At 52.5% G+C, this 15,200-nt stretch carries 16 protein-coding genes; 6 read left to right on the top strand and 10 right to left on the bottom strand.

Features of this window, described 5'->3' with window-relative positions; all coding sequences use genetic code 11:
- Positions 1-68: 68 nt before the first annotated feature.
- Complete coding sequence (locus tag P9J57_RS10740) at positions 69-422, bottom strand: metalloregulator ArsR/SmtB family transcription factor (RefSeq protein ID WP_483279198.1); 354 nt, start codon at positions 420-422, stop codon at positions 69-71.
- A 310-nt stretch (positions 423-732) separates the two neighbouring features.
- Between P9J57_RS10740 and ycgZ the strand changes: the two genes are divergently transcribed.
- On the top strand, positions 733-984 hold the full coding sequence (gene ycgZ, locus P9J57_RS10735) for a regulatory protein YcgZ (RefSeq protein ID WP_013025774.1): 252 nt from the start codon (positions 733-735) through the stop codon (positions 982-984).
- 284 nt (positions 985-1,268) lie between these two features.
- Here the strand turns inward: ycgZ and P9J57_RS10730 are convergent, their stop codons facing one another.
- From P9J57_RS10730 to P9J57_RS10715, 4 genes are all read right to left on the bottom strand, one after another.
- Complete coding sequence (locus P9J57_RS10730) at positions 1,269-2,078, bottom strand: Brp/Blh family beta-carotene 15,15'-dioxygenase (protein WP_105088139.1); 810 nt, start codon at positions 2,076-2,078, stop codon at positions 1,269-1,271.
- Positions 2,075-2,788 (bottom strand): bacteriorhodopsin, encoded by a 714-nt coding sequence (locus P9J57_RS10725; protein ID WP_014593707.1) that lies wholly within the window; start codon positions 2,786-2,788, stop codon positions 2,075-2,077. The genes P9J57_RS10730 and P9J57_RS10725 overlap by 4 nt, the downstream gene beginning before the upstream one ends.
- A 722-nt stretch (positions 2,789-3,510) precedes the next feature.
- Positions 3,511-3,780, bottom strand: a complete 270-nt coding sequence (locus P9J57_RS10720) for a hypothetical protein (RefSeq protein WP_228225198.1) — start codon at positions 3,778-3,780, stop codon at positions 3,511-3,513.
- Between the two features lie 661 nt (positions 3,781-4,441).
- Positions 4,442-5,038 carry a GNAT family N-acetyltransferase gene (locus P9J57_RS10715; RefSeq protein WP_019105224.1) on the bottom strand — a complete coding sequence of 199 codons (597 nt, stop codon included), beginning with the start codon at positions 5,036-5,038 and terminating at the stop codon, positions 4,442-4,444.
- A 67-nt stretch (positions 5,039-5,105) separates the two neighbouring features.
- On the opposite strand from P9J57_RS10715, the gene P9J57_RS10710 reads away from it, so the two are divergent.
- Positions 5,106-5,498 (top strand): VOC family protein, encoded by a 393-nt coding sequence (locus P9J57_RS10710; protein ID WP_483279197.1) that lies wholly within the window; start codon positions 5,106-5,108, stop codon positions 5,496-5,498.
- A gap of 142 nt (positions 5,499-5,640) precedes the next feature.
- Positions 5,641-6,315 (top strand): hypothetical protein, encoded by a 675-nt coding sequence (locus P9J57_RS10705; RefSeq protein WP_013025780.1) that lies wholly within the window; start codon positions 5,641-5,643, stop codon positions 6,313-6,315.
- Between the two features lie 29 nt (positions 6,316-6,344).
- Here the strand turns inward: P9J57_RS10705 and P9J57_RS10700 are convergent, their stop codons facing one another.
- Positions 6,345-7,445, bottom strand: coding sequence for an NADH:flavin oxidoreductase/NADH oxidase (locus P9J57_RS10700; RefSeq protein WP_483279196.1), 1,101 nt, complete (start codon positions 7,443-7,445; stop codon positions 6,345-6,347).
- Positions 7,446-7,731: 286 nt separating this feature from the next.
- Positions 7,732-8,040, bottom strand: a complete 309-nt coding sequence (locus P9J57_RS10695) for a YdgH/BhsA/McbA family protein (protein ID WP_013025782.1) — start codon at positions 8,038-8,040, stop codon at positions 7,732-7,734.
- A 583-nt stretch (positions 8,041-8,623) separates the two neighbouring features.
- Here P9J57_RS10695 and P9J57_RS10690 point away from each other — a divergent pair.
- From P9J57_RS10690 to P9J57_RS10680, 3 genes are all read left to right on the top strand, one after another.
- On the top strand, positions 8,624-10,237 hold the full coding sequence (locus P9J57_RS10690; RefSeq protein ID WP_105078637.1) for an alkaline phosphatase: 1,614 nt from the start codon (positions 8,624-8,626) through the stop codon (positions 10,235-10,237).
- Positions 10,238-10,457: 220 nt separating this feature from the next.
- Positions 10,458-10,877, top strand: coding sequence for a hypothetical protein (locus P9J57_RS10685; RefSeq protein WP_014605837.1), 420 nt, complete (start codon positions 10,458-10,460; stop codon positions 10,875-10,877).
- A 3-nt stretch (positions 10,878-10,880) separates the two neighbouring features.
- Complete coding sequence (locus tag P9J57_RS10680; protein ID WP_105078638.1) at positions 10,881-11,441, top strand: RNA polymerase sigma factor; 561 nt, start codon at positions 10,881-10,883, stop codon at positions 11,439-11,441.
- Positions 11,442-11,507: 66 nt separating this feature from the next.
- On the opposite strand, the gene malG is transcribed toward P9J57_RS10680, so the two are convergent.
- From malG to malE, 3 genes are read right to left on the bottom strand one after another with little or no spacing between them, the layout of a single operon-like run.
- Positions 11,508-12,398: a maltose ABC transporter permease MalG gene (malG, locus tag P9J57_RS10675; RefSeq protein WP_014605835.1), complete on the bottom strand. Its 891-nt coding sequence runs from the start codon at positions 12,396-12,398 to the stop codon at positions 11,508-11,510.
- Positions 12,399-12,407: 9 nt separating this feature from the next.
- Positions 12,408-13,946 (bottom strand): maltose ABC transporter permease MalF, encoded by a 1,539-nt coding sequence (malF, locus tag P9J57_RS10670; RefSeq protein ID WP_105078640.1) that lies wholly within the window; start codon positions 13,944-13,946, stop codon positions 12,408-12,410.
- A 57-nt stretch (positions 13,947-14,003) separates the two neighbouring features.
- Complete coding sequence (gene malE / locus P9J57_RS10665) at positions 14,004-15,188, bottom strand: maltose/maltodextrin ABC transporter substrate-binding protein MalE (RefSeq protein ID WP_042677592.1); 1,185 nt, start codon at positions 15,186-15,188, stop codon at positions 14,004-14,006.
- Positions 15,189-15,200: the final 12 nt, after the last annotated feature.

Genomic DNA, 15,200 nt, shown 5'->3' with positions numbered 1-15,200 from the left:
TCTGGTAAACAGGACGTAAGACAGCCCTGCAAACAGATATGAAAAATCATATGTGTTTGAGTAAATTTTTAAATGCAGACAGGCTTGCCGTTGGTGGTCGCGTTATTCCTTTCAGCCTGCTGGCTGAGTTGCAGAATGTCATCGCGCTGACACAGGTAAGCCTGCTCGATCACCATAGCAGCCCATGCGGGCATGTGTGGTGACAACCGATAATGAATCCATTTGCCGTCACGCCTGTCAATAAGCAGACCACTGTCTCTGAGCAGTGCCAGATGCCGTGAAATTTTAGGCTGACTTTGCCTCAGGATTGACGTGAGTTCACAGACGCAAAGCTCGCCTTTTTCACGCAACAGCACTACCAGACTGAGGCGTGTTTCATCCGAAAAATTTTTGAAAAGCTGAAGAGGCTGAAGTTGAGGCATGCTGACTCCTGATTACGGAACAGAAGACATTGTTGCTGTCTGTCTACGGCGAGTCAATAACATATTTGCTAATTCATATGTATTGACTCACTCATGGCTCATCTTCGGATATTCCGTCCAGGGTTTACCTGCACAGTAAAGCCAGGGATCATTTACGATTCGGTAAAGGGGATTAAATCATATTGCGTAAAGGCACGTTTTGCTAAAGAGAACGATCGTTTCCTAAAATACACTTCAACAGCTGATATCAAGCCTACAACTTTATAAACAAGTAACAGTAAACCCTTAAATCGCGTTCCCAGAGCTGACATTGTACAAAAACGCCTCCAAGCCCGACGCCATGAGCGCCATTGCACGCTACTTCGACAGTGCGTCACTGCCTACTCAGCAGGAAACGCTGGGAAGCATTGCGTCAGAAATCCTTCGCGCAGGAAAAAGCCTGAACCGCACGGCCATTTGTAGCAAGCTTGTCCGTCGCCTGGAACTGGCAGGAAGTGCAGAAGAAGAGCAGCACTACTGTGAACTCCTTCGTATTTTATTCGGCCCTAAAGCCGGGAACTGATGCCCTACGACTGCCAGGCTGAACCCCAATACTCGTTTTTCCCACTCATCTCCCTCACGTTGACCGCTTTTGCCGCTGCATAATTCCTGAGGCATAATCTTACGCCGTCATTACGCACACGTTCAGAGCCGTGGCCTGGAGATATTCAGGGGAACGCTGAAACGCGCGCAGTGGTTACATCGAAAAGTGATACCCCCTGGTTATCATGTCTCAAAACCGGACATTTATATGCTGACGCCAGTTAACTCTCTGCTTACTGCGAAGCGTACCTGTTACTTCTGAGATTATTCACTGTTACCTGGCACAAAGTACGGAGTAATCAGCATATGAGGAATAGCGAGAGAAGCGAGCGCAGCAAATAGCGATTTAATGTCTGCGTCACTAGAGGGGTACATGATACAGGTTGTCACGGCCGCCAGCAGAATTGCCGCTAAAAGCACCGGCCAGGTCGCATAAAGGTAACCTGTGTAATGAGCATAACCCAACTGAATTCGACGTAACCGGGTTTGCGGCAGGGCATGCAGAATTAAAAAACCCATGGAAAAGCCGACAAAAGGTGGAAGGATCAGCAAGGCCAGCGTTCCGGTAATGAGCCGCACATCGTGACGAATCAATCCGGTGATAACCAGGCTAAGGGTACAAAGTGCGCCCGCGTTAGCCATGAAAAACGTCACGGAACTGAGCAGTGAGGGTGTCAGTCCTGCCTGGTGAAGGATGATGTTGTATTCTCGCAGGTGGAAGAAGGCTGGGGTCGCTATCATGCTGACTCCTCTGGCAAGGCGCTCTGACATCCCTCCCTTTGGCGCATCCTCAAGGGCAAAATGCAGCGCAGATGCCAGCAAGAAACCGGGTAATGCCAGTGCCGGCGACCAGTGCCACCAGAACAGGCAAAGCAGGATGATCACGCCATAAGCCGCCAGGAATGGCAACTTACGCCCGCGTTTTACTATTGCCAGATCGCTGGCACCGTGTGCCATGCCAATCACACCTATTGCTACTATGGCAAACATTAACTGTACGCGCAGCGGACTGAAAGAGGCAGCCAGCGCTGCCCCCCACAGTCCTGTCCAGCTGGCAGTTTGCCGCAGACTCATACCCGCACAGCACCATCTGATGTGGAATGGCGCAGCGCTTTTTCAAGACTGGATGCAGCGTAAAAGGCGTAAAACACCTTGGCGATGATATCAAGAACCAGGAATGCCCATACGGACGCAGGGTCGGTGATGACTTTTAATCCTTCCGGACCGACAAGGAAAACGATAGGGTAGATAAACCAGACCACCGTCAGCAATGCGACGTTTTTGTTGTAAGCGACCGCCATCGCCCTGCCGCGCCCAGCGGCAATCGTACGCAGCGGTCCCCACAGAAGGTAAACCACGCCAAGAAACGCAGCACAGGACCAGAGATACCACACCCATTTTGCGGCGAACGTTGTCGCCAGTGCAGAGACCAGACCGGTAATAATCATCATCACATCCAGAATGATGATAGCCGTTAAAAAACCACCCATCTCACCCGGTTTACTCTGTTCATGAAAGGCGACCATAACCAGCCCCGCCAGTAATACAGGTGTAGTGACGGACCAGTCAGCATAGCGGGCGAGATAAACGATGCTGCCACTTTCGGTCGCCAGATTACCGAAACCAAATGCCATTGCCAGATAAGCGGTTGCCGCAATAAAAGGGACCGAGGCATGCATTAACGTATGATGCCGGAGGGGGAATATTTTTTTGCCTGAGGCATAAATCACCAATGACGCAAGTGCCATGACCGAAAACCCGATCAAAAATGCGGTTTGATCCATAATACTTTCTCCTTGCACAGACGCCCTCACAGGGCCGTTTGCGCTGCCATAAATTGAAATTTTTTTATATTCCGAATGAGAATATGCATAAAGTATATGACGTGCCGTTCAAATTGCTAATGATGCAACAGTGTGGACGGAAACTTCGGCGAAATACATTGAATAAGTGATTCTTTATTCGTCGAGTCCGGAGGGATAAATGTAAAAATCTGTTTCACTAACTTTCATTTTTAACAATTTGTATCCAATAAAAAAATGGGACCATTTTATTTTTTCTTTTAATATTATGGGGTTAAATTGTTTTCTTGGTCTTGAGGAATTTGAAGGTAATTAATATGAAAGAGAAAGAATTATATTATTCGCTAGAGAAAATAAAACACTGTACTAAGCAAAGGACAAGGTTTCCAAACAGGTCAATGGCGCTGTGTTAATTGGCACTTTGTATAATAACAGGTCGTTACTACGTCGCTGGCGTGATTTCTAAAAGAATTCAGCTGGCTTAATATGGCGGTCGTGACCTACTCTCATTGAAAATACATCGCGATTTTAGTCATGTCCGCTCTTGACACAGAGCGGACATGAATTCAGTGCAATTTTGTCTGAGAGCAACCAGCGGGGTAGCTCTTAATGGAAATGTCTGCGTTTTCATTCACCCACTACGTCACCATAAATTATGGGGATATCGTTTCTGATTTGCCCGGAAAATGTTTTGGTGGAAAACTTCAAACGCGACAGAGCTCGTTGGCTCTTACTTTCCATTCGTCAACCTGAGTGGGATGTTCAAAAGAGTAATAGACGCGAGCATCCTCAGGCAGAATATTACGCAGTGCCTGCATACAATTGGCCTCACAGGGTCGCAATTCAATATAGGCAGCCGTGATGGGTATTACATCATCGGTGGAATAGCGCTCGATGCGGTCTATCGCGGCAACTAGCGCCGCCATTTCGCCATGTAGCCTGACCCAGTTATGGGTATAGATTCCTGGTGGCATGCTTACCTGCATCCGACTGTTTCCGAACGCATAACGAATATTCCCCCGAAGCCTGTACTCGACTACTGCACAGCAAGACTCAGGACCGAAACCAGGTTGTTCCACTCGTTTCTTTTTGTCCTCCAGCGTGCGCCTGACAATCGGATAACCGGAATTGAGAGAGTATTCAGTTTTTATAAGTTGCATCAGAGACCCTTATGCTTAACCATTATTAATAAATTATATGGAGTTCCGGCGCGAAATTCCATATAAAAGGGCGCTAATGGGCCGTGAAAGTTAAGGTATGCTTAATAATAATTAGCGAGATTTAATCATCCTGCGTTTTCCTTCGGCTTTATCAGCACGATACCTGCCGCTCCGCATCTGTACTGGCCCACTTCATATCTGTCGTTCTGTCCAGCCAGTCCTTTATGGTTCGGGTCAGTGAGTATTCCGTCTGTAGTCATGACGGCTCAATCATCGGGTTTACCAGAGGCAGTGGGAATTTTACAGAGATGCGCTTTGTCGATGCCATCCCGCGGGGGAGAGCCACATTACTCCTGCAACAGGCCATTCATGATCAGGGCGTTAATTAACTTGATGTTGATGAACAGAATCATCAGGCGGTTGCCTTTAACAAAAAGAAAGGCTTTATCAGGACGGGCCGCTTTGAGCCTGATGGTCAGGGAAGGCGCTGTGCGTCATTGCATAGGCAACGAGCGTGAATATCAGCCGCATTATCTGCTGCCACCAGCGCCTGCCATGCTTGTTGTGTGATCGAATAAAACAGGCTGGGCGGCGCATTATCCACATCATGAATCTCTTTAAGAAATCGCAACCCGGTTTTTTCCAGCACGCGGATAGAGGCTTGATGATGGCTTCTTACCCGGGCTGATATCGTATCCAACCCCAGTTCGCGAAAACCATACTCCAGCGCGAAGCGCGACAGCTCCGTAGCGTAGCCCTTACCCCATGCGCTGGTGGCAAACCGATAGCCAAGATTATGAATGGTTTCGTCACCGTGAATGCGAACGCTCAGCCCGCCGAAACCGATAAGGGCATCCGGTGCATCCTGGGTTGCTATCGCCCAGCTGTCATAGCCATAACGCTGGTACGATCGCAGTCTGTCGGCCAGCACCTTTTGCGCGTGAGCCAGATCAGGATAAGGGCCTGCCGGGTTAAACGTATTGGTCGCGGGATCACCGTAAATCCTGAACAGATCCTTGTCATCGGAAGGGCGCATAGCTCTGAGCAATAAACGCGGGGTCTGAAGATGCACTATAAACCTCAGTGTAAGGCCATCTGAATGGCATATTAATAGCGCGTTTACCCGACGAGGAAAAGAGATGACGATTCAGCAATTGCGTATTGCCCGACCCGTTACGGATTTAGCCGAGAGCTGCGCAATGTACTGTTCGGGCCTGGGCCTGATGCCCATTGGGGAATTCACCGATCACGAGGGATTTAGTGGGGTGATGCTTGGCGACGAAACCCTGTCCTGGCATCTGGAATTTACCCACTGCCATCACCATCCCGTCAAACCGGCTTCAACAGCCGAGGATCTTCTGGTGCTGTATTTGCCCAGTGAAGCGGACTGGCAGCAACGCTGCCTCAGCCTGACCCGCGCAGGTTTTACGCGCGTAACATCGTTTAATCCCTACTGGGCGGAAAACGGCGCTACCTTCCAGGATAAAGACGGTTATCGTACGGTGCTTCAGCACGGCACCTGGCGATTGTAGTCCTCTTTTTCAGCCTCATCCCTTGAACCTGCCTGACGTCACAGGGGGCAAGTAATAAGCGTGCGGTTAACGTGAACGACTGACGCAAAACCGCCAAATATGTGAGGCGGGCAAGGGCTTGGTGGCCGGGTAAACGCGTGGCATGATGAGGGACATCTTTCAGCGTAAGAGCCAACACGTGATCAATATTGCCTGCTTACATACCGCCGCCAGCAATATCGCCATTTTTGACGATGCTGCCCGTCAGCTTGAGCTGGACCATCTGCAGCTCAGCCATCTGGTCATGCCGCACCTGCTGGCTGAAGCTGAAGCCAGCGGCGGCCTGACCGCAGGACTGCACGAGCGGCTGGTTGCTCTGTTACGGGATCTGCAACCGCACTTCGATGTCATTCTGATCACCTGCTCGACATTAGGGCCGGTTTCCGAAGCCTTCACCTCATCCCGACAACCCTGCGCTGTCTGGCGTACCGACGGCATGTTGGCAAAAGCCGTGCATCAGAGCGCAAAGAAAACGGTGGTGCTCTGTGCGGCAGAATCCACGCTTGGCGCAACGCGTGCGCTGTTCTGTACCGATGGGCAAACGCCGGACATCCGCCTGATTCCCGAAGCCTGGCAGCGCTTTAAAGCGGGAGATGGAGCGGGATATTTTCACTGCGTACGTACAGCGGTGGAACATGCCTGGCAGCAGGGCGCAGAGCGGGTGGTATTGGCACAGAGTTCGATGGCACCGGTTGCGCAGCAGTTTCCGCCTGAACGTCAGCCCCTGTCAGGTCCGCATCTGGCGCTGCTGCAGTGTCACCAGCAGGCTAACCGTTAAGGCCGCAACCGGGTTGCGGCCAGGGTCAGTTATTCGTCCTGCGTCAGCGTTCCTTTCGCGCCATGGGGTTCTGAGCGCAGATACTGCGGCGGTGCTTTGACATTGGCATTGAATTCGGCCGCGGCGTGCCATGGCCAGCGTGGGTTATACAACATGCCGCGCGCCAGGGCGACCAGGTCGGCTTCCTGCTGTTGCAAAATATCTTCAGCCTGCTGTGGCTCGGTAATTAAGCCTACCGCAATCACCGGAATGCCAATCTGCTGGCGGATGTCGCGTGCAAAAGGAACCTGGTAATTTGGCCCGACCTTAATCTGCTGTTGTTCCGACAATCCGCCGCTGGATACGTGGATGTAGGCACAGTTCAGGGATTCAAGCTGCTTAGAGAAGGCAATGGACTGGCCGACATCCCATCCGCCTTCTACCCAGTCGCTGGCCGAAATACGCACCCCAACCGGAATCTCTGCGGGTACGGCTTCACGTACCGCATGAAACACTTCCAAGGGATAACGCATTCTGTTTTCCAGCGAGCCGCCGTATTCATCACTTCGCTTGTTGGATAAGGGAGAGAGAAACTGGTGGAGCAGGTAGCCATGCGCGGCGTGAACTTCAATTAATTCTATTCCCAGACGAACCGCGCGTTTTGCCGTTGCGACAAAAGCATTTTTAACGCGCTCGAGATCGCTGGCCTGCATCTCCAGCGGAAGATGCTCGCCATCACTGAACGACAGGGCAGAAGGGGCCAGGGTTTGCCAGCCGCCATCCTGAGGCGTAATCTGTTCGCCACCTTCCCAAGGAACGGTGCAGGATGCTTTACGCCCGGCATGGCCGAGCTGAATGCCGATCGGCATATCTGAGTACTGACGAATATCCTGCAGAACCTCGCTCAGCGCCGTTTCTGTTTCATCGTCCCATAAGCCTAAATCGCCATAGGTGATCCGGCCGATGTCCTCAACGGCGGTAGCTTCAATAATCAACAAGCCTGCACCCGATAAGGCAAGATGGCCCAGATGAATACGATGCCAGGCGGTCGCACTGCCTTCATCAGCCGAATACTGACACATTGGCGCAATGACTATCCTGTTATCCAGGGTTAACTCACCCAGAGAGAAAGGGGAAAAGAGCTTGCTCATAAAAACCTCATTGTCGGCGCAGGGGGAAAGTGTGTTGAAAACTATAGTGGCTGATGAGCAAACGCGTACTTCTGGCAGCGTAACAATTTATTGAACAGCCTTATTTAGTTACAGCATACATAAGAAACATGAAGATCAGGCAGAATATGTAAAGCGATCACGGCCTGAAAAAGATGAGATAACGTTGCGTAAGCAGGGGAAAACGGGAACCCCTGCTGTTATTGCCGAAGATAACAGCAGGGTTCAGGGGGGCTAATAACGCATTGCGAAGAGTGATCGGTCACAATCAGGCTCTCTGCAACGCCTTCTCGTCAAGCGCATACAGCGTCGCGGTGGCTTCCAGAATATGCTGCTGATCGTTACCCGGTTTATGGGAATCAACGTGGGTAATGTGATAGCCCACAGCACCCGCCTCCGTTGCTTTGCGCAGCAGGGCATCCGTGATTTCTTCCATCGATGTCGCCCAGGTGACGGTTGTCACGCCCATCGGCTTGATGGCATTTTTTTCATCCTGAGACAAACCTGTACGGATAAACACAGGGCTAACGGTCTGAGGAGAGAAGATAGACAAAATATCCTGAACAAGTGCTTTCATTTTCGTGCTCCTGAATATCTGAAATTACGGCATCACGCGCCTGTTGAGCGCCATCGATTTTTTAATTCATTCGCCATGAGTTCGATTAACGCGGTCATGTTAAGGACTGTCGGCAAAAGTTATAAAATACCTTTTCCGGTTAACGAATTTGGCTTTTCTTGCTAATCAGATGCTTATGAAAGCTTCAGCCACACTTGAGCTGAAATATGGAAGGTTTTTTGTGTCTGCTTACAGCTTGTGAAATCTGGATACAAAATGCCAACACGAACTTAACAATTAAGCCGGCAAGAACAGCAAAGTGGGATAAAAGGGCGCGCGGCGTCGGGCTGACAAACGTTTACATTAATTGAAAAAATTGAAAATCAGCCGCATTGTTCCGGTAACAGGTTGATAAGTAACAGGCTTACCCGTGATGAAATTTGCCTTAGGGAATTCTCTCGTCCATCGGCACAGGATTTTCATAAAACTGTCACAACGCATCCCAATACTGCACAGCCACGGAGTAACAAAAAGACATCTTTCGACATCCTTTGAAACCTGTTTCTTTGTTCAGGCGGTCGCTGTCATCATTATGGAGAGTTTTATGCCACGTCAACCTCGTCTTCACCCTTCCTCTACTGTGTTTTCCCTGCGTCAACTTCCTCTGTGCCTGCTGGCTCTGGGCGGTCTGACCCTCAGTGCCTCTGCGTTTGCCGACGCCATCAAAGCGAAAAACGTCATTGTCATGATTAACGATGGTGCAGGCTGGGGAACATGGGATGCCACCGCATACTGGCAGTACGGTGGGCGCGATAAAACGCCTTATGCTGGATTCCCGGTAAAGTATGCCATGACAACCTATCCACTCAACGCCTCGAAAAAAGCCACACACAGCAATGAATCCCTTGTTAATTATGACCCGCAGAAAGCCTGGGACACGACAAAAACCGAGAGCAAAGAACTGCCCTTTAAGGGTTACGAATATCTGGCCATCAATCCTACTGACAGTGCGGCGGCGGGCACCGCGCTGGCATCCGGGGTAAAAACCTATAACAACGCCATCAACGTCGATAACATGGGTAAACCGGTCGACTTCATTACTCTGACAGCCAGGGAACAGGGAAAGGCCACGGGCGTCGTCACCAGTGTGCCGTTCTCGCACGCCACGCCAGCGGCCTTTGGTGCGCAGAATGCTTCCCGTAACGATTATCACGCGATCGCCAGACAAATGCTCACCGCCGGTAAGCTCGACGTGATTATGGGAACCGGACTGCCGGGCTTCAACGTGAATGGAACGGATTGTCAGCATCTGGCGAAAAATGAGTCCACCGCCGGCTGTGGCAAAGATGCGAACCTTTATCTGGCGCAAACCGAATGGGATTTACTCCGCGCGGGTAAGCTGGCGCCAGCGGGCGGTCAGCCGTGGAAAATTGTGCGCAGCACGGAGGCGTTTACCCAGTTGGCTAACGGCTCGCTGAACTATGATGGCCCGCTGCTGGGATCGCCCAACGTCGCCCCCAACGGAACGTTACAGCAGGGCCGGCAGGGTGAATTTGTTGGTAAAGATGCGGCGAATCCATCAGGCGATGCATTTATTACCACGGTGCCAACGCTGAACCTGATGACCCGTGGCGCGATTCAGCATCTGAGCAAAAATCCGAACGGCTTCTTTATGATGGTAGAAGGTGGGGCAACCGACTGGTCTGCCCATACCAGCAATGCCTGCAGTGGTAAAGGAGACTGGGGCAACACGTATAACCCCAACTGTGTGGGCGTTGAATACGGCCGTCTGATTGAAGAAAGCGCCGATTTTAATCACGCCGTGGCCTCTGTCATTGAATGGGTCGAGACAAACAGCAACTGGAACGAGACCTTGCTGATTGTTACCACGGATCATGATAACGGCATGCCGATGGGGCCGGATGCGCAGACTCGCGCATTTGAACCCGTCATCAATAACGGCAAAGGCGCCATGCCAGGCGTGTCTTTCCGTCCCACCGGCAATCACGCTAACGCGCTGGTTCCGCTGTGGGCAAAAGGTGTGGGCGCTGAAGCCTTCGCCGAACGCGTGCGCGGTAACGACGCGGGCTATGCCAAATATGTCGGTTACAATCAGGGCGATTACATCGATAATACCGACGTTTTCACCGTCGTAAAGGCCGCGCTGGAGGGAAAGGCCGTTGAAAAAATTATGCCCGGGCAGGCCAGTAAATCCTGACGTGACAATGTCACAATAAAGAGGGCGCGTGATGCCTTCCTGACCGCATCAGGTACTCGGTGCCGGTGAATATTCGCTCACCGGCACCGCTGTGTTGTCTCCGTCACCCGCACAACACGTCGATGCCTTCACTTTTTTTTCCGCCGTCAGCAATATTCTGCTGGCTCATTCGTCTACCTCATCACAAACGTGTGTTTATCACTGATGAGGTCATTCTGATATGAGAGATTTTGATCACCCTTCGTTCCGCCATGCCCGTGCCAGGGGCAGAAACCGACTGGCGAAGCCTTTGATAGTGGGCGCCGTTTTTATTGTCGCACTATGTCTGCTGGTCATGTCACTGTGGAATGCCTTGCTGCCCGCGCTTATCGGGGTTAAAACGATCGGTTTCTGGCAGGCCGCAGGGTTGTTGCTACTGTGCCGGATTCTGTTTGGCGGCTTGGGTATCAGGCCGGGAATGTTTGGCCATGCCCGGCGTCGTATGCATGAACGCTGGATGCAGATGACACCGGAACAACGAGACGCATTTATGAAGCAACGTCGGGAAGGTTTTGGCCATCGGGGGCAACACTGCCGTGATAAACGCCGGGACGAACAGCCTCCGTCGTCAGATGACAACCATGCTGCCCGGACTGAGTAGACGATGAAGGCCAGCGCATCGCAAGCCTCATCGTGGGTCAAAGCGCTTACGCTCTGCAGAACGAAACTCCAGCGATTTATTCGTGCCCGTACCCCAGCACGGGAGGAGGCTGAAGATATTTTGCAGGAAATTACCTGTCAGCTGATCGGCGTGGAACAGCCGGTTGAGAATATCTCAGCCTGGCTGTTTCGGGCGGCACGCAATGAAATGACGGATCGGGCGCGTAAGAAGCGGGAGTTGCCACTTGCCAGCTACATGAAAAACGACGAGGAGGATGGGGTTGAAAGCGAACTGGCTGAAACCCTGTTTGGCATTCCGCAAACCCCTGAAGATGATTACCTCAGCGCGCTACTCTGGGAGGCGCTGGAGGCGGCGCTAGCCGAACTTCCGCCCGCGCAGTATGAGGTGTTTGACCAAACGGAGCTGCAGGGAATCAGCTATAAAGCGCTGTCAGAATTAACCGGCGTCAGTGTTCAGACCTTGCTGTCGCGCAAGCATAAAGCCGTACTGTATCTGCGCATGCGCTTGCGGGCGGTCTACGACGATCTGGTCAGTGAAGATTGAAAAAAGGCGGCCATGACGGGCCGCCAATGTTCGCATTATCCCCTTGAAAGGGGAAGGATGACGCGATCAGCCCTTCACGCCGCCGGCGGTCAGGCCGTTAACCAGCCAGCGTTGCGCCAGCAGGAACACCAGGGTAATAGGAATGGCAGAGAGAACGGCGGCTGCGGCAAAATCGCCCCACAGATAGTTTTGCGGATTAAGATATTGCTGCATGCCCACGGCCAGCGTGTAACTGTTGACGTCACGCAGCAGCAGTGAGGCCACCGGGACTTCCGTTACTGCAGCGATAAACGCCAAAATAAACACCACGGCTAAAATGGGCACCGATAACGGGAGTAAAACCAGCCGGAAAGCCTGCCAGGGCGTTGCGCCATCCAGCGCCGCCGCTTCCTCCAGCGAGCTATCAATGGTTTCGAAATAGCCTTTTATCGTCCAGACATGCAGCGCGATGCCGCCAAGATAGGCGAAGATCACGCCGCCATGGGTATTTAAACCCACAAACGGCAGATATTGCCCGAGACGGTCGAACAGGGCATAAAGCGCAACCAGCGACAGCACCGCCGGGAACATCTGAAAAATCAGCATCCCTTTTAACAGGCTCTCACGCCCTTTAAAGCGCATCCGGGCAAAGGCATAGGCGCAGGTGGTGGACAGCGCCACAATGCCCATTGCGCTGATAGCCGCGATCTTGACCGAGTTCCACAGCCACAGCAAAACAGGAAAGGGCGGCGGCGTGACTGAGCCGTCAGCATGCTGAACGCTGAAGCCCAGCGCCAGCCGCCAGTGTTCCCAGGAGATATGTTCCGGAATAATACTGCCGGTGGCAAAATTTCCCGCGCGCAGTGAAATCGCCACCACCATCAGTAAGGGAAACAGTATTGCCGCAATAAACGCCAGCAGCAGCAGATGCGTCATAAACAGACGTAACTTCTGCGATTTGGGTTGTACCATCGCCATCATGACTCCTTAGTCGAATTTCATCCGCACGGCTTTCAGATTGATCACCGCCAGTGCGCCAACCAGCAGGAAAATCAGCGTAGCGATAGCCGCTGCCAGACCAAAGTCCTGCCCGCCACCGCCTTCAAAAGCAATACGCCAGGTGTAGTTCACCAGCAGGTCGGTGTAACCCGCAGGCGTGGTCGTGCCGAGCCTGTCGGGTGCACCATTCGTCAGTAGCTGCACCAGCACAAAGTTATTAAAATTGAAGGCAAAACTGGCAATCATCAGCGGCGTCAGCGGTTTTAACAGCAGCGGTACCGTAATCAGGAAAAAGTTTTGTAGCGGCCCGGCACCGTCCATCGCAGAGGCTTCGTACAAATCCTCGGGAATCGCTTTCAGCAGCCCCATGCACAAAATCATCATGTAGGGATAACCCAGCCAGGTATTCACGATGATCAGCATGGCACGCGCCAGCGTAGGATCGCTGAACCACGCCGGTTTACTGCCAAACAGGGCGTTGAGCATGACGTTGATTTCGCCAAAGCTCTGATTGAATAATCCCTTGAAGATCAAGATGGAGATAAAGGCGGGCACGGCATAAGGCAGGATCAGCATTACCCGGTAGACGGCTTTGCCTTTTAACGCCTCCCACTGCACCAGGCAGGCCAGCACCATGCCCACCGCCACCGTTAACACCACGGTCAGCAAAGAGAAAATCATCGTCCAGCCAAAGATGGCCAGGAACGGCTTTTGAATCCCCTCGTCGGTGAACACGCGAATAAAGTTCTGCCAGCCCGCGCCCACGGTAAATCCGGGACTCAGACGTTCTTCTCCCCACTGGCCCTTTGCGTCAATCACCTGATAAAAGCCGGTATTCGGATTGGCGCGATAGCTCACGCCGCTTTGCTGGTTTCTTAACGTCTGATGATCCGTTACCACATAGAGCGGGCGCGTCCCAGAAAACTGACGCAAGGAACTCATGACCAGTTCACGTCCGTCAGGCAGCACGGCGCGGAGTTTTGCCAGTGCCTGGCGATGTGTGGTGATGACGCGTAAGTTTGCCCGTTCTCCCTCTGGAGCAGGTGCGCTCACCATCTTTAATGGGCCCGCAGTGTCGAAGGAGAAGAGCGGTGACACCCAGGTCTGACTGTTCGATCCCTCGCTAAGCACCAGCCGCCAGCGATCGCCTTCGGGAAGCAGGCTGAAATTCAGGCCTGCACCGTCCTGATATTGTCTGCTGAGTAAAACCTGCTGCGCCCGCTCCTGGGTCAACTGATTGGTGCTGCTGTAGTTGGTAAAGGCAATGCCCACGGTACAGGCCAGAGGGAACAAGACAAATAACATCATTCCAGCCATGCCGGGATAAACATAACGCCAGGCGTAGGCCCTGCGATTGGCATAAATCCCGATGCCCAGCCCGCTTATGACCAGCGCCAGCAGGGCAAACAGGTATTCCCCCTGAGCATACATCAGCACCAGTAAATAACCGACCAGCAAACAACAGATGCCCACCAGTGCGCCTTTCAACACAGAACGATGCCGTCCCGTTTGCGGTTTTTCTGACATGACCCGATTTCCTTAACGGCAGGTTGCAGGCCAGCAAACTGGCCTGCACTGAACGATTTATTTGCTTAAACGTGACTGCGCATCCTTGAGCGCGGCATCAACGGACTGACGGCCGCTCAGCGCGTTAAGGGTGGCGGTGCGCATGGCGTACCAGAACGCGGCCATCTGTGGGATGTTGGGCATAATGTCACCGCGTTGTGCATTGTTCATGGTGGCGGCAATACGCGAGTCTTTCTCCAGCTTTTGCTGGAAGGACTTCAGCGCCACCGCACCCAGCGGTTTATCTTTGTTCACGGCCTCAAGGCCGGCATCCGTTAACAGATAGTTTTCCAGAAACTCTTTAGCCAGCTCTTTGTTCGGGCTGGCCGCATTGATCCCGGCGCTGAGTACGCCAACAAAAGGTTTGGTGGGCTTGCCGTTTAACGTCGGCAGCGGCGCGACGCCGTAGTGAATACCGCTCTTATCGATATTGCTCCAGGCCCAGGGGCCGTTAATGGTCATCGCCGTCTGGCCTTTATTAAAAGCGGCTTCGGCAATGGAGTAATCCGTATCGGCGTTCAGGACCTTGGCTTTGACCTGATCGACCAGGAACTGCATGCCAGCTTTGGCTCCGGCATTATCAACGCCGGTGTTTTTGACATCATAGTGTCCGTCCGTCAACTGATAGGCATAAGCGCCGCCGGCTGCCAGCAGCGGCCAGGTAAAGTAGGGCTCCTGCAGATTAAACATGATGGCGCTTTTGCCTTTCTCGCGCAGCGACTTATCCAGGGCGGCCATCTCTTCCCACGTTTTCGGCGGCGTGGGTAGCAGGTCTTTGTTGTAGATTAGCGATAGCGACTCAACTGAAACCGGATAGCCAATGAGCTTGCCGTCGAAGCGCACGGCGTCCCAGGTGAAAGGAAAGATTTTTTGCTGGAAACTGCTGTCCGGTGACACCTCGGCTAACAGGCCGGACTGGGCGTAACCGCCAAAACGGTCGTGCGCCCAGAAGATAATGTCCGGACCGTCACCGGTCGCGGCCACCTGCGGGTATTTTTCTTCCATTTTATCCGGGTGCTCGACCGTGACGTGAATACCGGTTTCCTGTTCAAACTTTTTACCCACCTCGGCCAGACCGTTATAGCCTTTGTCACCGTTGATCCAGATAACCAGTTTTCCTTCTTCAATCTTTGCGACTGCGGAAGCGGAGAACAGCACCGCCGAGAGGGCTGACAGAGCCAAAATTTTTGCGCCAGTTTTCATCTTTAACACTCC

This window comes from Pantoea sp. nfd-35, from assembly GCF_056892255.1.
This window is presented reverse-complemented; position numbering and strand designations above follow the sequence as displayed.